The organism is Spiribacter roseus, from assembly GCF_002813635.1.
GTDB classification, from domain to species: domain Bacteria; phylum Pseudomonadota; class Gammaproteobacteria; order Nitrococcales; family Nitrococcaceae; genus Spiribacter; species Spiribacter roseus.
On record NZ_CP016382.1, the window covers coordinates 1,500,237 to 1,519,301 of the forward strand.

30 protein-coding genes are annotated in these 19,065 nt (G+C 64.4%); 1 reads left to right on the plus strand and 29 read right to left on the minus strand.

Translation table 11 applies throughout. The features are described from left to right. Nucleotides 1-11: 11 nt before the first annotated feature. From BBH56_RS07360 to BBH56_RS07380, 5 genes are all read right to left on the minus strand, one after another. Nucleotides 12-356 (minus strand): addiction module antidote protein, encoded by a 345-nt coding sequence (locus BBH56_RS07360; RefSeq protein WP_148122425.1) that lies wholly within the window; start codon nt 354-356, stop codon nt 12-14. Between the two features lie 3 nt (nt 357-359). Then, entirely contained in the window at nt 360-650 is a 291-nt protein-coding gene (locus tag BBH56_RS07365; RefSeq protein ID WP_148122426.1) for a type II toxin-antitoxin system RelE/ParE family toxin, read from the minus strand. A gap of 152 nt (nt 651-802) precedes the next feature. Further along, entirely contained in the window at nt 803-1,261 is a 459-nt protein-coding gene (gene ssb / locus BBH56_RS07370; protein ID WP_144347969.1) for a single-stranded DNA-binding protein, read from the minus strand. A 102-nt stretch (nt 1,262-1,363) separates the two neighbouring features. Continuing rightward, on the minus strand, nt 1,364-3,088 hold the full coding sequence (locus BBH56_RS07375; protein WP_148122427.1) for a bifunctional sulfate adenylyltransferase/adenylylsulfate kinase: 1,725 nt from the start codon (nt 3,086-3,088) through the stop codon (nt 1,364-1,366). Continuing rightward, nucleotides 3,085-4,323, minus strand: a complete 1,239-nt coding sequence (locus BBH56_RS07380; protein ID WP_318262524.1) for an MFS transporter — start codon at nt 4,321-4,323, stop codon at nt 3,085-3,087. The genes BBH56_RS07375 and BBH56_RS07380 overlap by 4 nt, the downstream gene beginning before the upstream one ends. A gap of 67 nt (nt 4,324-4,390) precedes the next feature. On the opposite strand from BBH56_RS07380, the gene uvrA reads away from it, so the two are divergent. After that, nucleotides 4,391-7,240 (plus strand): excinuclease ABC subunit UvrA, encoded by a 2,850-nt coding sequence (gene uvrA, locus BBH56_RS07385; RefSeq protein WP_148122429.1) that lies wholly within the window; start codon nt 4,391-4,393, stop codon nt 7,238-7,240. On the opposite strand, the gene BBH56_RS07390 is transcribed toward uvrA, so the two are convergent. The 24 genes from BBH56_RS07390 to rpsS all read right to left on the minus strand — a co-directional run bounded on the left by BBH56_RS07390 (nt 7,221) and on the right by rpsS (nt 19,046). Further along, on the minus strand, nt 7,221-8,201 hold the full coding sequence (locus BBH56_RS07390; protein WP_069134064.1) for a malate dehydrogenase: 981 nt from the start codon (nt 8,199-8,201) through the stop codon (nt 7,221-7,223). The two genes, uvrA and BBH56_RS07390, sit on opposite strands and share 20 nt — an antisense overlap. A gap of 148 nt (nt 8,202-8,349) precedes the next feature. Further along, nucleotides 8,350-8,745: a 50S ribosomal protein L17 gene (gene rplQ / locus BBH56_RS07395; RefSeq protein WP_069134063.1), complete on the minus strand. Its 396-nt coding sequence runs from the start codon at nt 8,743-8,745 to the stop codon at nt 8,350-8,352. Nucleotides 8,746-8,757: 12 nt separating this feature from the next. Further along, nucleotides 8,758-9,756 carry a DNA-directed RNA polymerase subunit alpha gene (locus tag BBH56_RS07400; protein WP_069134062.1) on the minus strand — a complete coding sequence of 333 codons (999 nt, stop codon included), beginning with the start codon at nt 9,754-9,756 and terminating at the stop codon, nt 8,758-8,760. Between the two features lie 39 nt (nt 9,757-9,795). Next, a complete protein-coding gene (gene rpsD, locus BBH56_RS07405; protein ID WP_069134061.1) occupies nt 9,796-10,416 on the minus strand; it encodes a 30S ribosomal protein S4 in 621 nt (206 codons plus the stop codon). Nucleotides 10,417-10,432: 16 nt separating this feature from the next. Then, the gene (rpsK, locus tag BBH56_RS07410; protein WP_069134060.1) at nt 10,433-10,822 is read right to left on the minus strand and encodes a 30S ribosomal protein S11; all 390 of its coding nucleotides are present in this window, start codon (nt 10,820-10,822) and stop codon (nt 10,433-10,435) included. A 23-nt stretch (nt 10,823-10,845) separates the two neighbouring features. Continuing rightward, nucleotides 10,846-11,202, minus strand: a complete 357-nt coding sequence (rpsM, locus tag BBH56_RS07415; protein WP_069134059.1) for a 30S ribosomal protein S13 — start codon at nt 11,200-11,202, stop codon at nt 10,846-10,848. Between the two features lie 87 nt (nt 11,203-11,289). Next, on the minus strand, nt 11,290-11,406 hold the full coding sequence (gene rpmJ / locus BBH56_RS07420) for a 50S ribosomal protein L36 (RefSeq protein ID WP_069134058.1): 117 nt from the start codon (nt 11,404-11,406) through the stop codon (nt 11,290-11,292). Between the two features lie 23 nt (nt 11,407-11,429). Beyond that, nucleotides 11,430-12,737 carry a preprotein translocase subunit SecY gene (gene secY / locus BBH56_RS07425; protein WP_148122430.1) on the minus strand — a complete coding sequence of 436 codons (1,308 nt, stop codon included), beginning with the start codon at nt 12,735-12,737 and terminating at the stop codon, nt 11,430-11,432. Nucleotides 12,738-12,776: 39 nt separating this feature from the next. Beyond that, on the minus strand, nt 12,777-13,211 hold the full coding sequence (gene rplO, locus BBH56_RS07430; RefSeq protein ID WP_069134056.1) for a 50S ribosomal protein L15: 435 nt from the start codon (nt 13,209-13,211) through the stop codon (nt 12,777-12,779). Nucleotides 13,212-13,214: 3 nt separating this feature from the next. Next, the gene (gene rpmD, locus BBH56_RS07435) at nt 13,215-13,403 is read right to left on the minus strand and encodes a 50S ribosomal protein L30 (RefSeq protein ID WP_069134055.1); all 189 of its coding nucleotides are present in this window, start codon (nt 13,401-13,403) and stop codon (nt 13,215-13,217) included. Nucleotides 13,404-13,405: 2 nt separating this feature from the next. Continuing rightward, nucleotides 13,406-13,906: a 30S ribosomal protein S5 gene (gene rpsE / locus BBH56_RS07440; protein WP_069134054.1), complete on the minus strand. Its 501-nt coding sequence runs from the start codon at nt 13,904-13,906 to the stop codon at nt 13,406-13,408. A 17-nt stretch (nt 13,907-13,923) separates the two neighbouring features. After that, nucleotides 13,924-14,277, minus strand: a complete 354-nt coding sequence (rplR, locus tag BBH56_RS07445) for a 50S ribosomal protein L18 (protein WP_069134111.1) — start codon at nt 14,275-14,277, stop codon at nt 13,924-13,926. A 5-nt stretch (nt 14,278-14,282) separates the two neighbouring features. Next, on the minus strand, nt 14,283-14,819 hold the full coding sequence (rplF, locus tag BBH56_RS07450) for a 50S ribosomal protein L6 (RefSeq protein ID WP_069134053.1): 537 nt from the start codon (nt 14,817-14,819) through the stop codon (nt 14,283-14,285). 17 nt (nt 14,820-14,836) lie between these two features. After that, nucleotides 14,837-15,232 carry a 30S ribosomal protein S8 gene (gene rpsH, locus BBH56_RS07455; RefSeq protein ID WP_069134052.1) on the minus strand — a complete coding sequence of 132 codons (396 nt, stop codon included), beginning with the start codon at nt 15,230-15,232 and terminating at the stop codon, nt 14,837-14,839. A 46-nt stretch (nt 15,233-15,278) separates the two neighbouring features. Then, a complete protein-coding gene (gene rpsN, locus BBH56_RS07460) occupies nt 15,279-15,584 on the minus strand; it encodes a 30S ribosomal protein S14 (RefSeq protein ID WP_069134051.1) in 306 nt (101 codons plus the stop codon). Between the two features lie 12 nt (nt 15,585-15,596). Beyond that, nucleotides 15,597-16,136 carry a 50S ribosomal protein L5 gene (gene rplE, locus BBH56_RS07465; protein WP_069134050.1) on the minus strand — a complete coding sequence of 180 codons (540 nt, stop codon included), beginning with the start codon at nt 16,134-16,136 and terminating at the stop codon, nt 15,597-15,599. A gap of 9 nt (nt 16,137-16,145) precedes the next feature. Beyond that, nucleotides 16,146-16,463, minus strand: coding sequence for a 50S ribosomal protein L24 (gene rplX / locus BBH56_RS07470; RefSeq protein WP_069134049.1), 318 nt, complete (start codon nt 16,461-16,463; stop codon nt 16,146-16,148). 2 nt (nt 16,464-16,465) lie between these two features. Next, complete coding sequence (rplN, locus tag BBH56_RS07475) at nt 16,466-16,834, minus strand: 50S ribosomal protein L14 (RefSeq protein ID WP_069134048.1); 369 nt, start codon at nt 16,832-16,834, stop codon at nt 16,466-16,468. A 30-nt stretch (nt 16,835-16,864) separates the two neighbouring features. Continuing rightward, nucleotides 16,865-17,128, minus strand: coding sequence for a 30S ribosomal protein S17 (rpsQ, locus tag BBH56_RS07480; RefSeq protein ID WP_069134047.1), 264 nt, complete (start codon nt 17,126-17,128; stop codon nt 16,865-16,867). Then, entirely contained in the window at nt 17,125-17,328 is a 204-nt protein-coding gene (rpmC, locus tag BBH56_RS07485) for a 50S ribosomal protein L29 (RefSeq protein WP_069134046.1), read from the minus strand. Before rpmC ends, rpsQ begins: the two co-directional genes overlap by 4 nt. Continuing rightward, nucleotides 17,328-17,741: a 50S ribosomal protein L16 gene (rplP, locus tag BBH56_RS07490; RefSeq protein ID WP_023367924.1), complete on the minus strand. Its 414-nt coding sequence runs from the start codon at nt 17,739-17,741 to the stop codon at nt 17,328-17,330. Before rplP ends, rpmC begins: the two co-directional genes overlap by 1 nt. A 21-nt stretch (nt 17,742-17,762) precedes the next feature. Then, nucleotides 17,763-18,425 carry a 30S ribosomal protein S3 gene (gene rpsC, locus BBH56_RS07495; protein WP_069134045.1) on the minus strand — a complete coding sequence of 221 codons (663 nt, stop codon included), beginning with the start codon at nt 18,423-18,425 and terminating at the stop codon, nt 17,763-17,765. A 10-nt stretch (nt 18,426-18,435) separates the two neighbouring features. Further along, nucleotides 18,436-18,768, minus strand: a complete 333-nt coding sequence (rplV, locus tag BBH56_RS07500) for a 50S ribosomal protein L22 (RefSeq protein WP_144347962.1) — start codon at nt 18,766-18,768, stop codon at nt 18,436-18,438. A 2-nt stretch (nt 18,769-18,770) separates the two neighbouring features. Beyond that, nucleotides 18,771-19,046, minus strand: coding sequence for a 30S ribosomal protein S19 (gene rpsS, locus BBH56_RS07505; protein WP_023367930.1), 276 nt, complete (start codon nt 19,044-19,046; stop codon nt 18,771-18,773). Between the last annotated feature and the right edge of the window lie 19 nt (nt 19,047-19,065).

Consider the following 19,065-nt stretch of genomic DNA (forward strand, 5'->3'; position numbering starts at 1 on the left):
CGCGAGACTGATCACGCGTCTCCGGAACGCGCACCAGTGGGCGCTTCTGCCTCGTCGAGGGCCAAGGGCTGCTCATGCACGGGCCGCGTCTCCAGACGCACACCGAGCGCCCAAAGCACACGCGCAATCGTGTCGAAGCGCGGCTGGGCGCCAGGACGCAGCGCCTTGTACAGACTCTCGCGGCCGAGGCCACTCTGCTCAGCGATCTCGCTCATGCCGCGCGCCCGCGCGACGTGATTGATCGCCTCAAGCACCTCGTCGGTGTCGCCCTCAGCCAACGTCTGAGACAGATAATGCGCGATCACTGTCTCGTCATCGAGGAACTCCGCAGGATCGAACAGCCGTGTAGTGGTCATGGCTCAGACCTCTCTAGCCAGTGCCTGCGCTTGTTCGATATCGCGTGACTGGCTGGACTTGTCGCCGGCGCACAGCAAGACAAAGACCGTTGCACCGCGCAATACATAATAGACTCGATAGCCGGGCCCCGTCGGAATCCGCATCTCCCTAACACCACCACCGACTGGCTTTGTATCACCCGGATTGCCTTGCCCGATCCGCTCGACCCGGCGCAACACGGCGGCTTTCCCCTGCGGATCTCGAAGGCGCTTGAGCCAGTCGGCGAAGACTTCCGTTGTCCTCACCTCGATCATAAACTGACAGTATCCAAAAGGATACGGCTACACGAGCAATAGGACACACCCATCCTTCACCCATGCGAGCGAATTTGAGCGCAAATCAGAAGTCTGTTTCAGATTGAGTCGGGAACCGAGTTTCGCGTTGTCGACTGCCACGTGCGGAAGACTCAAAACGGGATGTCGTCGTCGAAATCATCCACCGGAGCGGTCTGTGGGGCCGGCTCCTGGCTTGCTGCGGGCGCGGACTGCTTCATGCCGCCGCCGGCACCACCGCCCATGCCGCCACCGCCGGCGCCATCGAGCATCTGCATGTCGTTGGCCACGATTTCCGTCGTGTACTTGTCCTGACCGTCCTGGCCCTGCCATTTGCGGGTCTGCAGGCGGCCCTCGATGAAGATCTTCGAGCCCTTTTTCAGGTACTCACCCGCGATCTCGGCCAGGCGTCCGAAGAACACGATGCGATGCCACTCGGTTTTTTCCTGCTGCTCGCCGGTCTGGCGATCCTTCCACTGATCGGTGGTCGCCAGCCGTACATTGGTGATGGCGCTGCCGGCAGCTGAGTAGCGGACCTCGGGATCGGCGCCGAGATTACCGATGAGAATGACTTTGTTGACTCCACGCGCCATGACTGCCTCCGTTGACTGATGAAGCGGGCCCGGTTGGACGCCCGCCATGTGTCTCCACTCTACCCGTTCATGACGGCCAACCAAATGGCGACCGACAACCGGTCACTCCAGATCGATGAAACCCATCGCCTCGATCTTGAGCAGGACCTGCTGGGCGGCCTCCTCGACACTGCAGTCGGTGGTGTCGATCCGCAGCTCCGGCGTCTCGGGCGCTTCGTAGGGATCGTCAATGCCGGTAAAGCCGGTGATCCGGCCTGCCCGGGCCTGGGCATAGAGCCCCTTGCGATCGCGGCGCTCACACTCCTCGAGGGGCGTGGCGACGTGGATTTCAAGGAACCCGCCATTGGCCGACTCCACCATTTCCCGTACAGCATCGCGGGTGGCCGCATAGGGCGCGATGGGGGCGCAGATGGCGGCACCGCCATTGCGGGTGATCTCGCTGGCGACAAACCCGATCCGGCGGATGTTCAGGTCGCGGTGCGCCTTCGAGAACCCCAGTTCGCTGGACAGATGCTTGCGCACCCGGTCGCCGTCGAGCAGCGTCACCGGCCGTCCCCCACGCTCCATGAGCTTGACCATGACGGCATTGGCGATGGTCGACTTACCCGACCCCGACAACCCGGTGAAGAACAGCGTAAAGCCCTGGCGGGCCCGGGGCGGATAGGTCTTGCGCAGCTCCTCGACCACCTCGGGATAGCCGAACCAGTCCGGGATCTCCAGGCCCTCGCGCATGCGCCGACGGAACTCGGTCCCGGAGATGTTCATCACCGTTTCCGTCGCCTCGTCGACCTCGTCGATGGGGGCGTAGCCGGCACGCTCCTGCACATAGACCATCATCCGGAAAGGCACCATCTGGATACCCAGCTCGTCGGCGTGGCGGGTCACCATATCCTGGGCGTCGTAGGGGCCGTAGAGTTCCTCGCCGTTGCTGTCCTTGCCGGGGCCGGCATGATCGCGGCCGACGATCAGGTGGGTGCAGCCGTAGTTGCGGCGGATGATCGCGTGCCAGACCGCCTCGCGGGGGCCGCCCATGCGCATCGCGAGCGGCAGCAGCGACAGCGCGGTGGTCTGCTCGGGATATTTGTGCAGCACATGCTCATAGCAGCGCACCCGCGAGTAGTGATCGACATCACCGGGCTTGGTCATGCCCACCACCGGGTGGATCAGCAGATTGGCCTCGGCCTGGCGGGCGGCGAGGAAGGTCAGTTCGACATGGGCCCGGTGCATCGGGTTGCGGGTCTGAAAGGCGACGACGCGGCGCCAGCCATCGCGCCGGAAGCGCTCGCGCAGTTCGGCGGGGGTCAGGCGCAGATGCGTGAAATCGTAGTGCCCCGGCAGGTCCAGCGCCTCCACGCGGCCACCGACATACACCGGGTGACTGTGCTCGCGCAGCCAGTACACGGCCGGGTGGGCCGCATCGCGGCTCCCGAACACCTGCTCGGCCTCATGCTCGCGATCGGGGCGCCAGATGTCGTCGACGGTCAGGATCGCCAGAATGACCCCCTCGGGGTCGCGCAGGGCGACGCGCGCACCGGCGCCGAGGGTTTCGGCGAATGCCTCGCTGACATCCAGCGTGACTGGCATGGGCCAGAGGGTGCCATCGGCCAGGCGCATGTCATTGACCACGCCCTCATAGTCCGCCTGCCCCATGAAGCCCTCAAGCGGTGAGAACCCGCCATTGGCCAGGAGCTCAAGGTCACACAGCTGGCGATCGGTGAGATCCCAGCTGGGATAATCCGCGGCAGCGGCCCGGCGGGCCTGCGCGGTGGTGTCATCCAGTCTCAAGTCCTTGAGTGTGCCGCCGTAGGGCGGGATCAGGTCCGTCATGTCGTCTCCGTTTCAGTGGTTGCGGCCTCGCGATACGACGCCGGTGCGCTCAGGCCAATGGCGGCCATCAGCCAGACCCCGGCCGCCAGTGCGCAGAAAATGAATACCGCGGCAGTGCCATAGGCGCCCTGGATCGCGCCGCCGAGCACACCGCCAAGAAAGGCCCCCATGAACTGGGCCGTGGAGTACACCCCCAGCGCTGTGCCCCGCAGCCCCTCGGGGGCGAACCGGGTCAGCAGCGAGGGCAGGCTGGCCTCGAGGGTGTTGAAGCCCACAAAGAACAGCCACAACCCCAGCAGAAACGCCGGCAGGGAATGACTGAAACCGGCCAGCACCAGGTCGGCGACGATCACGATCACGGCGACCACCGCCAGCAGCCGATGCAGAATGCGGCGCCGCTCACCGATACTGATCATCGCGCCCATGCCCAGCACCGAGAGCAACAGCACCGGGATATACACCATCCAGTGGTCATCACCGGCGATACCGAGGCGTGACTCGAGCACCACGGGCAGCACCACGAAACTGGCGGTAAGAATCAGATGCAGCACCAGCACACCCAGGTCGAGCCGCAGCAGGTCAGGGTTGCGCAACACCACGGGCAGACCGCCGGCGCGGGCATTGACCTCGGGCCGGAACGTGGCCTCACCGCCGGCGGGGACCAGTCCGTAGAGCAGCGCCACTGCCAGCAGCGCAAACCCGGCGGTAGCCCAGAACACCCCGCCAAGCCCCGCCTGACCGGCAATCGCCGGTCCCGCCACCAGGGCAATCATGAAGGCCGCGCCCACGCTGATACCGATCAGTGCCATGGCCTTGGTGCGCTGACGGTCGCGGGTCAGATCGGCGGCCAGTGCCATCACCGCCGCGGCAATCGCCCCACAACCCTGCAGCGCGCGGCCCAGGATGACCCCGTGAATGGTCTCGGCCTCGGCCGCCACCCCGCTGCCGACGGCGAAGATCAGCAACCCGAACACGATGACCGGACGCCGTCCGATCCGGTCCGACAGCATGCCAAAGGGGATCTGGAGGATGGCCTGGGTGAGGCCGTAGGCACCAATGGCGAGGCCGATCAACGCCGGCGTCGCGCCGTCAAGCTGCGAGCCGTAGAGCGCGAACACCGGCAGGATCAGGAACAATCCCAGCATTCGCAGGCCGAAGATGGTGGCCAGCCCGGCGGTCGCCCGGCGTTCCGCGCCGTTCATCGCCCCGGCGCTGGATGGCTTTGTGCGGTGCACGCTTTCCCCTGTCGGTCAGGTAAGTACTGGCGCGCTATACTATCAAATTGTCTGATACAGGAAGCCCATGGATTCGATCGTCATTGAGGGGGCCCGCACGCACAACCTGCGTGACCTTCACCTCAAGCTCCCGCGCGGCCAGCTGATCGTCATCACCGGTCTGTCCGGATCGGGCAAGTCATCGCTGGCGTTTGACACCCTCTACGCCGAGGGCCAACGCCGCTATGTCGAATCGCTGTCGGCCTATGCCCGGCAGTTTCTCTCGATGATGGACAAGCCCGACGTTGATCACATCGAGGGCCTGTCGCCGGCGATCGCCATCGAGCAGAAATCAACCTCGCATAATCCGCGCTCGACGGTGGGGACCGCCACCGAGATCCACGACTACCTGCGTCTGCTGTTTGCCCGCGCCGGGACACCGCACTGCCCCACCCATGGGCATGCCCTGCAGGCCCAGACGGTCAGCGAGATGGTCGACCAGATCCTCGCCCAGCCCGACGACCGCCGCTATATGCTGCTCGCACCCCGCATCCGGGGACGCCGCGGCGAGCATCGCGAGGTGTTCGCCGACCTTCGCAACCAGGGCTTTGTGCGCGCCCGGGTGGATGGTCAGGTGGTGGACCTGGATGAGGTGCCCGCGCTTGATCCTCAGGCGCCCCATCGCATCGATGTGGTGGTGGACCGGTTCCGGATCCGCCCGGATCTGGCGGTGCGACTGGCGGATTCCCTCGAGACCTGTCTGGCGCTGGGAGAGGACGTGGCCGAACTCGCCGATATGGACGATCCCGAGGCGCCGTCGATCGTGTTTTCGGCCCGCTATGCCTGTCCCGAGTGTGGTTATGCCATTGCTGAGCTCGAACCCCGGCTTTTTTCGTTCAACAACCCCCAGGGGGCCTGCCCGAGCTGTGACGGTCTGGGGGTGGAGCAGTTCATCGATCCGGCCCGGGTGGTCGCCCACCCCGAACTGTCGCTGGCCGGCGGGGCCATTCGTGGCTGGGACCGACGTAATGCCTACTATGCCCAGATCCTCAATGATCTGGCCGCACACTACGGCTTTGACATCGACACGCCCTGGCAGGCCCTGCCCGCCGACCTCCACGACATTCTCCTGTACGGCAGTGGCGATACGCCGATCCGCTTCCACTATGCCGGCGCACGGCGCGGCAACGCTCAGGTCAGCGAGCACCCCTTCGAGGGCATCATTCACAACATGGCGCGGCGTTATCGCGAAACCGAATCCACCGCCGTGCGCGATGAACTGGCCCGGTTCCTCACCCGCCGCACCTGCCCCGACTGCGGGGGCAGCCGCCTTAACGCCGCCGCCCGCCACGTCACCGTGGGCGGTCGGGACCTGGCCGGGATCAATGCCCTGTCCATCGCCGGCGCCGCCGAGGCAATGGCGGCCCTGGATCTGACCGGCGCGCGCGCTACCATCGCCGAGAGCATTCTGCGCGAGATCGGCCAGCGGCTGCGGTTTCTGATCAACGTCGGCCTCGACTACCTGAGCCTTGAGCGAAGCGCTGACACCCTGTCCGGCGGTGAAGCCCAGCGGATCCGCCTGGCCAGTCAGATCGGCGCCGGCCTGGTGGGGGTGATGTATGTGCTCGATGAACCGTCCATCGGGCTGCACCAGCGCGACAACCATCGCCTGCTCGAGACACTCCGCCATCTGCGTGATCTCGACAATACCGTGATCGTGGTCGAGCACGATGAGGACGCCATTCGTGCCGCGGACCACATCATCGATATGGGCCCGGGTGCCGGCCACGAGGGCGGCGCGGTCGTCGCCGCCGGCACGGCCACGGCACTGATGGCCTCCGACGGCTCGCTCACCGGCGACTATCTGGCCGGGCGCCGGCACATCGCCGTACCGACGCAACGGACGGTGCCCGACCCAGCACGCATGATCCGCATCCGCGGCGCCCGCGGCCATAACCTGCAGGCGGTGGACGCGGATTTCCCCGCGGGGCTGATGGTCGGGGTCACCGGCGTTTCGGGCTCGGGCAAATCGACACTGGTCAACAGCACCCTCTACCCGGCCGCGGCCGCCGCACTCAATCGGGCCGACGCCACACCGGCACCCTGCGAGGCCATCGACGGGCTGGAGCATTTCGACAAGGTCGTGGAGATCGATCAGAGCCCGATCGGCCGGACACCGCGCTCCAATCCCGCCACCTATACCGGGCTTTTCACGCCCATGCGCGAGCTGTTCGCCGCCACTTCCGAGGCCCGCTCCCGCGGCTACGGTCCGGGCCGATTCAGCTTCAATGTCCGCGGCGGGCGCTGCGAGGCCTGCCAGGGGGATGGCGTGATCCGCGTCGCGATGCACTTCCTGCCGGATGTCTATGTGCCCTGCGATACCTGCCGGGGGGCCCGCTATAACCGCGAGACCCTGGAGATACGCTATCGCGGCCATACCATCGCCGATGTGCTGGAAATGAGCGTCAGTGAGGCGCTGGAACTGTTCGCCAACATTCCGGCCCTCGCGCGCAAGCTGCGCACCCTCGAGGAGGTTGGGCTGGGTTACGTCAAGCTCGGGCAGAACGCGGTCACGCTATCGGGCGGCGAGGCCCAGCGCATCAAACTGGCCCGTGAACTTGCCCGGCAGAGCACCGGGCAGACGCTCTATATCCTCGACGAGCCCACCACGGGCCTGCACTTTCACGACATCGCGCAGTTGCTCGAGGTCCTGCATCGGCTGCGCGACGAGGGCAACACCCTGGTGGTCATCGAGCACAATCTCGACGTCATCAAGACCTGCGACTGGCTGCTGGATCTGGGGCCCGAGGGCGGAAGCGGTGGCGGTCGTATTGTCGCGACCGGGACGCCGGAGGCGGTCGCCGCCGAGCCGGCATCCCATACCGGCCGCTACCTGGCGGCGATGCTCGCCAACGGCATCACGGAAGCAGGTGCTTGACCGCGTCCCGCTCTTCGATCAGTTCCTGCTCCGTGGCATTCATGCGCGCCTGCGAGAACTCATCAATCAGCAGACCCTGGACGATCTCGTACCGGCCTTCGACGCAGCGCACCGGAAACGAGTAGATCAGCCCCTCGGCGATGCCGTAGCTGCCGTCGGAGGGAATGGCCATGCTCACCCAGTCGTCGCCTGAGGTGCCCAGCGTCCAGTCACGCATGTGATCGATGGCGGCGCTGGCCGCCGAGGCCGCACTCGACTGTCCGCGCGCCTTGATGATGGCGGCGCCGCGCTGCTGCACGGTCGGGATGAAGCTTTCCTCGAGCCAGCCCTGGTCCACCCACTCCATGGCGGGTTTGCCGTCCACCCGCGCATGGCTGACATCGGGGTATTGAGTGGCCGAGTGATTGCCCCAGACCGTGAGCCGTTCAATGTCGGTGACATGGCGGCCAGTCCGGTTGGCGAGCTGCGCCAGGGCGCGGTTGTGGTCCAGCCGGGTCATCGCCGTGAAGCAGCGCGGATCCAGATCCGGGGCGTTATGCCGGGCGATCAGGGCATTGGTGTTGGCCGGATTGCCCACCGCCAGAACACGGACGTTACGACTCGCCACGGCATTCATTGCCTGGCCCTGGGTCGAGAAGATCGCCGCATTGGCCTCGAGCAGGTCCTTGCGCTCCATGCCCGGGCCGCGGGGCTTGGCGCCCACCAGCATGATGTAGTCGGCGTCCTTAAACGCCTCCTCTGGCTTATCGCTGGCCTGGAGCCCAGCCACAAGCGGGAATGCGCAGTCATCGAGTTCCATGATGACGCCCTGCACCGCGTCCATCGCGGGTGGAACCTCGAGCAGCTGCAGGATCACCGGCTGATCCGGCCCCAGCATGTCGCCCGAGGCGATGCGAAACAGAAGGCTATAACCGATCTGGCCGGCGGCGCCGGTGACCGCTACACGTACAGGTGTCTTCATGGGACTCCTCCATCAGCATTTAACGCGGCAGTCTAGCAGAACTGCATCGCGCACCCTACGCACAGGACGGATGCCCACAAAAAAGCCGCCTGCTGGCGGCTTTTCTGCAACGACGGCCCAATGGCCTTCGATCAGGCGGGCGCCCGCGTCAGGCGACGTCCTCGCGCTCTTCCTCGGCCTCGACCACCGGCCGGTCCACCAGCTCGACGAATGCCATGGGCGCGTTGTCACCGGCCCGGTACCCGGCCTTCAGGATCCGCAGGTAACCCCCGGGGCGCTCACGATACCGCGGGCCCAGCTCGTCAAACAGCTTGCTGACGATGGCCTTGTTACGCAGCCGCGAAAACGCCAGACGCCGGTTGGCGGTGGTGTCATTGCCCGCCAGCGTGATAAGCGGCTCGGCGATGCGACGCAGTTCCTTGGCCTTCGGCAGCGTGGTGCGGATGGCCTCATGCTCGAACAGCGACGCCGACATGTTGCGAAACATGGCCTGACGGTGGGAACTGTTCCGATTCAGTTTTCGTCCGGCTTTGCGATGACGCATCTGTCTATCCCCTTAACCCATGGCCCGGTTGCCGTTCTCGAGGCTCGCCGGCGGCCAGCCCTCAAGACGCATACCGAGTTGAAGCCCGTTCTGTGCAAGGACTTCCTTGATTTCGTTGAGTGATTTCTTGCCCAGATTCGGCGTCTTGAGCAATTCCACCTCGGTGCGCTGAACCAGATCACCGACGTAGTGGATGTCCTCTGCCTTCAGGCAGTTGGCGGACCGCACCGTCAGCTCGAGATCGTCAATCGGCCGCAGCAGGACCGGATCAACCTCCGGCTCCTTACGTCGCGGCTGATCCGCGCCTTCGCCGCCCTCGAGGTCGACGAACACCGACATCTGGTCGCGCAGGACGCCCGCCGCGAGGCGCACTGCTTCCTCGGGTTCGATCACGCCACTGGTCTCGACGTCCATGACCAGTTTATCCAGGTCCGTCCGCTGTTCGACACGTGCGCTCTCGACGTTGTAGGCCACACGCCGGACCGGGCTGTAGGTCGCGTCCACGGCCAGCCGGCCGATGGTGCGCTCTTCCTCGGGATCACGTGCCGTGGCGGGCTCGTAGCCCCGACCGCTGGCCACCGTGATCGACATATTGATCTCACCGGCCTTGGTGAGATTGCAGATCACCAGCTCGGGATTCTTGACCTCGACGTTGGACTCCTCGGCGATGTCGGCGGCGGTTACCGTCCCAGGCCCCTTCTTGCTGAGCCGAAGCGTTGCCTGCTCACGCCCGGAGAGCCGCACCGCCAGTCCTTTCAGGTTGAGCAGGATGTCGACGACATCTTCCTGCACTCCATCCACGGCCATGTACTCGTGCAGCACCCCGTCGATCTCGACCTCGGTGACCGCATAGCCCGGCATGGAAGAAAGAAGAACCCGGCGTAGCGCATTCCCCAGCGTGTGTCCGAAACCGCGCTCAAGCGGCTCAAGGATGATGCGGGCACGCTTGTCGCTGACCGCATCCACCTCAACCACCCGGGGTTTAAGGAAGTCCTTAAACTGACCCTGCATGAATACCACTCCTGATCGGTAGTGACGCTGACCGCGTCACTACTTGGAATAAAGCTCGACGATGAGGGACTCGTTGATCTCGGCGGCGAGCTCGGCACGCTCCGGCCGCTGCTTCAGCGTTCCCTTGAAATTCTTGGCGTCGCCCTCGAGCCATTCCGGCACGCCATTCTGCTGGGCCATCTCGAGGGCCGCCTGGACACGCAGCTGCTTCTGCGCCCGATCGCGGATCGCGATCTCGTCTCCCGGCTTGACCTCGGCCGACGCCACGTTGGTGGTCCGCCCGTTGTGGAGAACCGCCCGGTGCGCCACCAGCTGACGCGCCTCGGCGCGCGTGGCCGCAAAACCGAGCCGGTAGACCACGTTGTCGAGACGCGTCTCGAGCAGCTGCAGCAGATTCTCGCCGGTGTTGCCCTTACGCCGGTCGGCTTCCTTGTAGTACTTGCGGAACTGCTTTTCGAGCACGCCATACATACGGCGAACCTTCTGCTTTTCCCGCAGCTGCAGCCCATAGTCCGACAGTCGTCCGCGACGCTGGCCGTGCTGGCCCGGCGGTGTGTCGAGCTTGCACTTGCTGTCGAGCGGGCGGACCCCGCTCTTGAGGTATAGATCTGTCCCCTCGCGGCGGGCGAGTTTGCAGGTCGGTCCAATGTAACGTGCCATGTTCAGAATCCCCTGGTCAGACGCGGCGCTTCTTGGGCGGACGGCATCCGTTGTGTGGAATGGGCGTCACGTCTTCGATGTTGGTGATGCGGTAGCCGACGTTGTTCAGCGCGCGCACGGCTGACTCGCGACCGGGGCCCGGCCCCTTGACCCGCACCTCGAGGTTCTTGAGCCCGAAGTCCTTGGCGGACTCGCCGGCACGCTCGGAGGCGACCTGCGCCGCGAACGGTGTGCTCTTGCGGGACCCGCGGAAACCACTGCCGCCGGCGCTCGCCCAGGCCAGTGCATTGCCTTGGCGGTCGGTGATCGTGATCACTGTGTTATTAAAGCTCGCGTTGACGTGCGCGATGCCATCGACAACCGTGCGCTTGACGCGCTTACGGGTGCGGGTGGTTGGCTTGGCCATTTAAAACCTGTCCTGCTATTGCGTTAACGGGTGACGGCGCGACGCGGTCCCTTGCGGGTCCGGGCGTTCGTCTGGGTACTCTGACCGCGGACTGTCATGCCACGCCGATGGCGGATGCCGCGGTAGCAGCCCATGTCCATCAGTCGCTTGATGTCCATGGCCACCTGCCGACGCAGATCGCCCTCGACAGGATATTCATTGACGACAGCGCGCACGCGCTCGAGCTCATCGTCGGTGAGCTCCCGAACCTTGCGGTCAGGTGCGATATCCGCTGCCTTGCAGATGTCCGCTGCCCGCGTCCGGCCGATGCCGTAGATCGAGGTCAGCGCAATTACTGCGTGTTTGTTGGCGGGAATGTTGACGCCAGCAATACGGGCCATGAGCCGTTACTCCAGGATTATTCTTTTCACTCGGAAACCCGGCAGTATAACCAGATCACCCATTTGCATTCAAGATATGCGCCGCCATCAGCCCTGACGCTGCTTGTGGCGGGCATCGGAGGTGCAGATCACCCGCACGGTGCCGCCCCGCTTGATGACCTTGCAGTTGCGGCAGATCTTTTTAACCGAGGCACGTACTTTCATCGTCCCGTCTCCAAATTTCCTGTTCAGCGTGCCAGGCCGCTGCCGCCACCACGGCCATGCGCCTGCAGATTAGCTTTTTTCATCAGTGGTTCGTACTGATGCGATACCAGATGGGCCTGCAGCTGCGACATGAAGTCCATCACCACCACCACGATGATCAGCAACGAAGTCCCCCCGAAATAGAAGGGCACGTTGAGGTAGAGGATCAGGAACTCGGGCAGCAGACACACCGCTGTAATGTACCCGGCGCCGACCAATGTCAGACGCGTCATCACCTTGTCGATATACCGCGAAGTCTGCTCACCGGGTCGCACACCGGGAATGAAAGCGCCGGAGCGTTTCAGGTTGTCGGATGTATCCCGGGCGTTGAACACCAGCGCGGTATAGAAAAAGCAGAAAAAGATGATCGCCGCGGCGTAGAAGGCGATGTACAGGGGCTGCCCGGGGCTCAGTGTCTGACCCAGCCGCTGCATCCAGGACAGCCCCTCCATCTCCCCGAACCACTGACCGATGGTGGCCGGGAACAGGATGATGCTGGAGGCGAAGATCGCCGGAATCACACCCGCCATGTTGATCTTGAGCGGCAGATGACTGGTCTGCCCCGCGTACATCTTACGACCCTGCTGGCGCCGCGCGTAGTTGATGGTGATCCGCCGCTGGCCGCGTTCCATGAACACGATGAACCAGATCACCGCCACCGCCAGCAGCAGGAGCACCAGCACTGTGGGTATGCCCAGCTCGCCGGTGCGCGTCAGCTCCAGCGTACCCCCCAGCGCCGACGGCAGCCCGGCCACGATGCCGGCAAAGATGATCAGCGAGATGCCATTGCCGATGCCGCGTTCGGTGATCTGCTCACCCAGCCACATCAGGAACATCGTGCCGGTGACCAGCGTCGTCGTGCCCACAAACACGAACATCGGCCCCGGGCTGAGCACCACGCCCTGGTTCTGCAGGGCGACGGTGATGCCGATCCCCTGGAACAGGGCAAGCCCCAGCGTTCCATAGCGCGTGTACTTGGTGATGACGCGCCGACCCTGCTCGCCTTCGCTGCGCAGCTGCTTGAGTGACGGCACCACCGCCGACATCAGCTGCATGATGATCGATGCCGAGATATAGGGCATGACCCCCAGAGCAAAAATCGACAGCCGTCCCAGCGCGCCGCCGGAGAACATGTTGAACATGTCGAGGATGGTCCCCGACTGCTGCTCGAACATGTCCGCCAGTGCGCCCTGATCGATACCGGGTATCGTGATGTGCGCCCCGAGGCGATAGATCACCAGGGCGATCACCACGAAGGTCAGCCGCTGACGGACTTCCGTCAGACGGCCCATGCCTCCAAGGGCACCCGCGTTGGCGGAGGGGCCAGCCACTTATACCTCGACCTTGCCGCCGGCTTTCTCGATGGCCGCCCTGGCGCCGGCGGTGGCGCGGACTCCGCGCAGCGTCAGCGCCCGATGCACCTCGCCGGACAGGACCACCTTGGCCGCCCGGGCATTGCGCGGGACGACACCCGCCGCCTGCAGGGTGTCGAGGCTGACCTCGTCGCCGTCGACCTGGCCGATCTCATGGAGCCGGACCTCGGCGACGTACTGCCCCTTCCGCGAGTTGAAGCCGACCTTCGGCACCCGCCGCTGCAGCGGCATCTGGCCGCCCTCGAACCCGACCTTGTGGAAGCCGCCACTGCGGGACTTCTGGCCTTTATGACCACGGCGCGCGGTCTTGCCCATGCCGGAGCCTGCGCCCCGGCCAACGCGCTCGGCGTCGGGCCGTGAGCCCGGCGCTGGGCGGAGTGTATTCAATCGCATCGTCTAGACCTCCTCGACGGAGAGCATGTAGGAGACTTTATTGATCATCCCGCGATTCTCCGGCGTATTCGCGACCAGCACGCTATGGTGCATCCGCCGCAGGCCGAGCCCGGCGATGCATGCCTTATGGCTGGCCACACGGTTCGCGAAGCTGCGGACCACCGTGACACGAAGCTGCTTACTCTTTGCCATGATCAGCCCTGCACCTCTTCTACCGTCTTACCGCGCTTCGCCGCGACGTAGTCCGGCGAGTCATACTCGGTCAGGGCGTTGATGGTGGCCTGCACGACGTTGATCGGATTCCGTGACCCGAGCGACTTCGCCAGCACGTCGTTGACGCCCACGACCTCAAAGACCGCTCGCATCGGCCCACCGGCGATGATCCCGGTACCCGATGAGGCCGGCTGCATGTAAACCTTGCTCGAGCCGTGATAGCCGTTCATGGAGTACTGCAGCGTCGGGCCGTTGAGGTTGACCTTGCGCATGTTGAAGCGCGCCCGCTCCATCGCCTTCTGGATGGCCAGCGGCACCTCGCGCGCCTTGCCGTAACCAAAGCCGACCGAGCCGTCGCCGTCACCGACCACCGTCAGTGCGGTGAAACCAAACTGGCGGCCGCCCTTAACAACCTTCGCCACGCGGTTGATGGTAATGAGCTTCTCGCGGAGGCCCTCACCATTGACATCATTTGTCGCCATCGCCTACGTGCCCCTATTCAGAATTTGAGTCCGGCTTCACGGGCCGCATCGGCGATCGCCCGCACCCGGCCGTGATAATTGAAGCCCGAGCGATCGAACGCCACCTCGGTGACACCCGCAGCGGTGGCGCGCTCGGCGATTGCCTGACCGATGGCCTTCGCTGCCGCGACATTGCCACCGTTGGCGAGCGATCCGCGCATGTCTTTCTCGAGCGTCGACGCCGACGCCAGGGTCCGCGACGCGTCGGCGGAGATCACCTGAGCATAGGTGTGGCGCGGGGTGCGATGCACCGTCAACCGCGCGGCTCCGAGCTCCCGCATCTTGGCGCGACCCTTGCGGGCGCGACGCTCTCTTGCTGCCTTCTTTTGCATCGCCATTACTTCTTCTTGGCTTCTTTCATGATGACCCGCTCGTCGGCGTAGCGAACGCCCTTGCCCTTGTAGGGCTCCGGCGGACGGTACGCGCGGATATCAGCAGCGACCTGTCCGACCTGCTGCTTATCCACACCGCGGACCACGATTTCGGTGTTGGAGGGTGTCTCGACCGTGATGCCCTTCGGCACCGGGTGCTCCACCGGATGCGAGAAACCGAGGGTCAGGTTGACCGTGTCGCCCTTGGCCTGGGCGCGGTATCCGACGCCCACCAGCTTGAGACGCCGCTCGAACCCCTCGTGCACCCCGCGCACCATGTTGTTGATGAGTGCCCGCGTGGTACCCGCCAGCGCAACCGCCTCCTGGCGTTTGCGGTTGGGCACGAAGGTCAGCACCTGCTCGTCCTGCGCGACATCGACCCACTCGTGGATCGTATGGTGGAGTTCGCCTTTGGCCCCCTTGACGCTGACCTTGCGGTCGTCGCCAAGGTTGACTTCGACGCCACTCGGGATCGCGACCGGACTGTTCGCTACTCTCGACATGACCGTTTATCCCGTCTCTAGAAAACCACGCAGAGGACTTCACCACCGTGGCCGGCGTCGCGCGCCGCCCGGTCGGTCATCACACCCTGCGAGGTGGAAATGATGGCTGTTCCCAGACCACCGCGCACCCGGGGCAGCGTTCCCCGGCCTTCAAAGCGCCGCAGTCCGGGCCGACTCACGCGCTGGATTTCCTCGATGACCGGCCGGCCCTCGTAGTACTTCAGCGTCACCGCCAGCGTGGGCTTTTTCTCGGTGCCTTCGACCCGATAGTCGTGGACATAGCCCTCGTCCTTCAGGACCCGGACGATGGCCAGCTTCAACTTCGAGGAGGGCATCGAGACCTCCGTCTTCTCAGCGGTCTGCCCGTTACGAATGCGGGTCAGCATATCCGCGATGGGATCGGTCATGCTCATGTTCGCGTCACCTGGTTCCTTGCCTGGTTACTGTTGCCCATGCCGCTTACCAGCTGGACAGCTTCAGGCCGGGGATCTCACCGCGCATAGCGGCCTGGCGGAGCATATTCCGGGACAGGCCGAATTTGCGGTAGTAGCCGCGCGGCCGTCCGGAAACGTTGCACCGATTGCGGCCCCGCACCGGGCTGGCATTGCGGGGCAGATTCTGCAGCTGCTCCTGGGCTGCCACCCGCTCCTCCTCGGAGGAGGCAGGGCTGCGGATAATCTCCTTGAGCTCCGCCCGCTTCGCCGCATGCTTGTTGCGAAGCCGCTCGCGCTTGAGCTCACGCTGGACCATGGAAACCTTGGCCATTTCCTGCCCTCTTTACTTGCGGAAGGGGAATCCAAAGCCCTCCAGAAGGGCCTTGGCTTCCTCGTCCTTGACTGCGGTAGTGCCGATCGCAATGTCCATACCGCGGACAGCGTCGATCTTGTCGAATTCGAGCTCCGGGAACACCAGCTGCTCGCCGATTCCCAGATTGTAGTTGCCCCGTCCATCGAACGAGCGCGGCGAAAAGCCGCGGAAATCGCGGATCCGCGGCCCGGCGATATTGATCAGCCGGTCGAGGAACTCGTACATCCGCTCGCGACGCAGGGTCACCTTGACGCCGATGGGCCAGCCCTCGCGGATCTTGAACCCGGCAACGGCTTTGCGCGTGTAGGTCACCACCGGCTTCTGCCCGGTAATGGCCGCCAGATCGCCCGCGGCGTTGTCCACGACCTTCTTGTCGCGGATCGCCTCGCCGACGCCGATGTTCACCGCGATCTTGTCGAGCCGCGGGACCTGCATCGGATTGGCATATTCGAATCGCTGCGACAGCGTGCCGATGATTTCGTTTGTGTATTGCTCACGCAATCTGGCCATCTCGATACCCTAATCAATCAGCGTGTTGTCGGACTTGAAAAAGCGCACCCGACGCCCGGCTTCGCCATCGCGGATCCCGACCCGATCAGGCCGCCCGGTGTTCGGGTTGTAGATCGCCACATTGGAGCGGTGCAGCGGCTTTTCCTGCTCGATGATTCCGCCGGAATCATTCGCCTGGGGATTGGCACGCTTATGCTTTTTCACCTTGTTCGCGTTCTCGACAACGATGCCGTCACGCTCGGGCAGGACCCGGATGACGCGGCCGCGCCGCCCCTTGTCCTTGCCCGCAATGACCATGACTTCGTCACCGGCTTTAATCTTCTGCATCGTTACAGCACCTCCGGCGCCAGAGAGATGATGCGCATGAAACGCTCGTTGCGGAGCTCGCGCGTCACCGGACCGAATACACGGGTGCCGACTGGCTGCAGGTTGGCGTTGAGCAGCACGGCCGCATTGCCGTCGAAGCGGATCAGCGACCCGTCCTGCCGGCGCACGCCGCGCTTGGTCCGTACGACGACCGCGTTATACACCTCGCCCTTCTTGACCCGGCCCCGCGGGATGGCGTCCTTGACACTCACTTTGATGATGTCGCCGATGCCGGCGTAACGGCGCTTGGAGCCGCCCAGTACTTTGACGCACTGCACCTCCCGGGCCCCGCTGTTGTCCGCCGCGCCTAGCAGCGTCTGCATCTGAATCATGGCGATTGACTCTCTATGATTGATCGTTGCTTACTGAACGGCCCGCTCGAGCACGTCCACAAGCCGCCAGGTCTTTTGCTTGGAAACCGGACGGCATTCGACGACCGACACCCAATCCCCCTTCTGGCAGACGTTGTCCTCGTCGTGCGCGTGAACCTTCGTCGTGCGACGGATGTACTTGCCGTAGAGCGGATGCGGCACGAGGCGCTCGACGACCACGGTGATGGTCTTGTCCATCGCCGTGCTGACGACGCGGCCATTGACCGTGCGCTTGACGCTTTCCTTGTTACTCATGACTGCTCACCACTCCCGGTCTTCTCGTTGAGCACGGTCTTGATCCGCGCGATATCACGCCGGACCCGCGTCATCTGGTCGGGCCGCGCCAGCTGGCCCGTGGCCTGCTGCATACGCAGGTTGAACTGCTCCTTGCGCCGCTCGAGAAGCTCGCTCTCAAGGCTCTCGACGGACTTGTCCCGCAATTCTCTGGCCTTCATCACATCACCGTCCGTTCGACGAACCGGGTGTGCACGGGCAGCTTGGCCGCCGCGCGGCGGAATGCCTCGCGCGCCACTTCTTCCGACACGCCCTCGATTTCGTAAATCACACGACCCGGCTGCACCTTGGCGGCCCAGTGGTCGACATTACCCTTGCCCTTGCCCTGGCGAACCTCGAGGGGCTTGGACGTGATCGGCGCATCCGGAAAGATGCGGATCCAGATCTTGCCACCCCGCCGGACATGCCGGTTGATGGCCCGCCGGCCGGCCTCGATCTGACGCGCCGTCACCGGCCCGCGCGTGGTGGACTTCAGGCCGAATTCGCCGAAGTTCACCTTGTCGCCGCGGGTTGCCAGACCGTTGTTACGGCCTTTCTGCTGTTTCCTGAATTTTGTGCGCTTTGGCTGAAGCATGACTGACTCCTTGTAGCGGCGTTAGCCCGCGGCCCGCTGGCTGGGAACGGTGTCGGTATCAAGGATCTCGCCCTTGAACACCCAGACCTTCACGCCGATGACGCCGTAGGTGGTCTTCGCCTCGGCAAAGCCGTAGTCGATGTCCGCCCGGAGCGTATGCAGCGGGACACTGCCCTCGCGGTAGTACTCGCTACGCGCGATTTCGGAGCCGTTCAGCCGGCCGCCGACCTGGACCTTGATGCCCTTGGCGCCGAGCCGCATGGCGTTGCCGACGGCGCGCTTCATGGCCCGACGGAACATGATGCGCCGCTCCAGCTGCTGGGCGACATTGTCGGCCACGAGCTGCGCATCGAGCTCCGGCTTGCGGATCTCTTCGATGTTCACATGCACCGGGATCCCCATGCGCTGCGTCAGCTGGCGCCGGAGGCGGTCGATGTCTTCGCCCTTCTTGCCGATGACGATGCCGGGCCGCGCCGTGTGGATCGTGATCAATGCGTTCTTGGCGGGCCGCTCGATGCGGATCTTGCTGATCGACGCATGCGACAGCCGCTCGCGGATGAACTCACGGATCTTGTAGTCCGTGTACAGCTGATCACCGTAGCGGTTGCTGTTGGCGAACCACATCGACCGCCAGTCTTCGGTAATGCCCAGCCGGAATCCCGTTGGATGAACCTTGTGTCCCATTCCTAAACCCCTAGTCCTCAGCGACGGCCACGGTAATGTGGCTCGTGCGCTTCAGGATACGATTCGCCGAGCCCTTGGCCCGAGGCTGAATCCGCTTGTACATCGGGCCCTCATCGACCTGGATGCGCGCGATGCGCAGCTCGTCGATGTCGGCCCCACTGTTGTGCTCCGCGTTGGCAATCGCGGAATCAACGACCTTTCGCACAATGCCCGACGCCTTGCGGGGGCTGAACTCGAGCACTTCCAGCGCCCGTGACACTGGAAGGCCACGGATCTGGTCAGCAAGGAGCCGCACTTTCTGCGGCGAAATGATCGCGTATCGAAGCCTGGCCGCCGTTTCCATGCTTACCTCTTCGCCTTCTTGTCGGCCTGGTGACCCTTGAACGTCCGAGTGGACGCGAATTCACCGAGCTTGTGACCGACCATGTTCTCGTTGACGAGCACCGGCACATGCTGACGGCCGTTATGCACCGCAATGGTCAGACCGACCATCTCCGGCACTACCATCGATCGCCGCGACCAGGTCTTGATCGGACGCTTACTGTTGGCCTCCGCCGCCACCTGAACTTTCTTCAGGAGGTGCGTATCAATGAACGGGCCTTTTCGAATCGAGCGTGGCACTTCTGATCCACCCCTTTCC

Excerpts from the sequence above, each read along its gene's own strand:
- BBH56_RS07360 (WP_148122425.1), bottom strand. The coding sequence starts at position 356 with ATGACCACTACACGGCTGTTCGATCCTGCGGAGTTCCTCGATGACGAG.
- BBH56_RS07365 (WP_148122426.1), bottom strand. The coding sequence starts at position 650 with ATGATCGAGGTGAGGACAACGGAAGTCTTCGCCGACTGGCTCAAGCGC.
- ssb (WP_144347969.1), bottom strand. The coding sequence starts at position 1,261 with ATGGCGCGTGGAGTCAACAAAGTCATTCTCATCGGTAATCTCGGCGCC.
- BBH56_RS07375 (WP_148122427.1), bottom strand. The coding sequence starts at position 3,088 with ATGACGGACCTGATCCCGCCCTACGGCGGCACACTCAAGGACTTGAGA.
- uvrA (WP_148122429.1), top strand. The coding sequence starts at position 4,391 with ATGGATTCGATCGTCATTGAGGGGGCCCGCACGCACAACCTGCGTGAC.
- BBH56_RS07390 (WP_069134064.1), bottom strand. The coding sequence starts at position 8,201 with ATGAAGACACCTGTACGTGTAGCGGTCACCGGCGCCGCCGGCCAGATC.
- rplQ (WP_069134063.1), bottom strand. The coding sequence starts at position 8,745 with ATGCGTCATCGCAAAGCCGGACGAAAACTGAATCGGAACAGTTCCCAC.
- BBH56_RS07400 (WP_069134062.1), bottom strand. The coding sequence starts at position 9,756 with ATGCAGGGTCAGTTTAAGGACTTCCTTAAACCCCGGGTGGTTGAGGTG.
- rpsD (WP_069134061.1), bottom strand. The coding sequence starts at position 10,416 with ATGGCACGTTACATTGGACCGACCTGCAAACTCGCCCGCCGCGAGGGG.
- rpsK (WP_069134060.1), bottom strand. The coding sequence starts at position 10,822 with ATGGCCAAGCCAACCACCCGCACCCGTAAGCGCGTCAAGCGCACGGTT.
- rpsM (WP_069134059.1), bottom strand. The coding sequence starts at position 11,202 with ATGGCCCGTATTGCTGGCGTCAACATTCCCGCCAACAAACACGCAGTA.
- rpmJ (WP_069134058.1), bottom strand. The coding sequence starts at position 11,406 with ATGAAAGTACGTGCCTCGGTTAAAAAGATCTGCCGCAACTGCAAGGTC.
- secY (WP_148122430.1), bottom strand. The coding sequence starts at position 12,737 with ATGGGCCGTCTGACGGAAGTCCGTCAGCGGCTGACCTTCGTGGTGATC.
- rplO (WP_069134056.1), bottom strand. The coding sequence starts at position 13,211 with ATGCGATTGAATACACTCCGCCCAGCGCCGGGCTCACGGCCCGACGCC.
- rpmD (WP_069134055.1), bottom strand. The coding sequence starts at position 13,403 with ATGGCAAAGAGTAAGCAGCTTCGTGTCACGGTGGTCCGCAGCTTCGCG.
- rpsE (WP_069134054.1), bottom strand. The coding sequence starts at position 13,906 with ATGGCGACAAATGATGTCAATGGTGAGGGCCTCCGCGAGAAGCTCATT.
- rplR (WP_069134111.1), bottom strand. The coding sequence starts at position 14,277 with ATGCAAAAGAAGGCAGCAAGAGAGCGTCGCGCCCGCAAGGGTCGCGCC.
- rplF (WP_069134053.1), bottom strand. The coding sequence starts at position 14,819 with ATGTCGAGAGTAGCGAACAGTCCGGTCGCGATCCCGAGTGGCGTCGAA.
- rpsH (WP_069134052.1), bottom strand. The coding sequence starts at position 15,232 with ATGAGCATGACCGATCCCATCGCGGATATGCTGACCCGCATTCGTAAC.
- rpsN (WP_069134051.1), bottom strand. The coding sequence starts at position 15,584 with ATGGCCAAGGTTTCCATGGTCCAGCGTGAGCTCAAGCGCGAGCGGCTT.
- rplE (WP_069134050.1), bottom strand. The coding sequence starts at position 16,136 with ATGGCCAGATTGCGTGAGCAATACACAAACGAAATCATCGGCACGCTG.
- rplX (WP_069134049.1), bottom strand. The coding sequence starts at position 16,463 with ATGCAGAAGATTAAAGCCGGTGACGAAGTCATGGTCATTGCGGGCAAG.
- rplN (WP_069134048.1), bottom strand. The coding sequence starts at position 16,834 with ATGATTCAGATGCAGACGCTGCTAGGCGCGGCGGACAACAGCGGGGCC.
- rpsQ (WP_069134047.1), bottom strand. The coding sequence starts at position 17,128 with ATGAGTAACAAGGAAAGCGTCAAGCGCACGGTCAATGGCCGCGTCGTC.
- rpmC (WP_069134046.1), bottom strand. The coding sequence starts at position 17,328 with ATGAAGGCCAGAGAATTGCGGGACAAGTCCGTCGAGAGCCTTGAGAGC.
- rplP (WP_023367924.1), bottom strand. The coding sequence starts at position 17,741 with ATGCTTCAGCCAAAGCGCACAAAATTCAGGAAACAGCAGAAAGGCCGT.
- rpsC (WP_069134045.1), bottom strand. The coding sequence starts at position 18,425 with ATGGGACACAAGGTTCATCCAACGGGATTCCGGCTGGGCATTACCGAA.
- rplV (WP_144347962.1), bottom strand. The coding sequence starts at position 18,768 with ATGGAAACGGCGGCCAGGCTTCGATACGCGATCATTTCGCCGCAGAAA.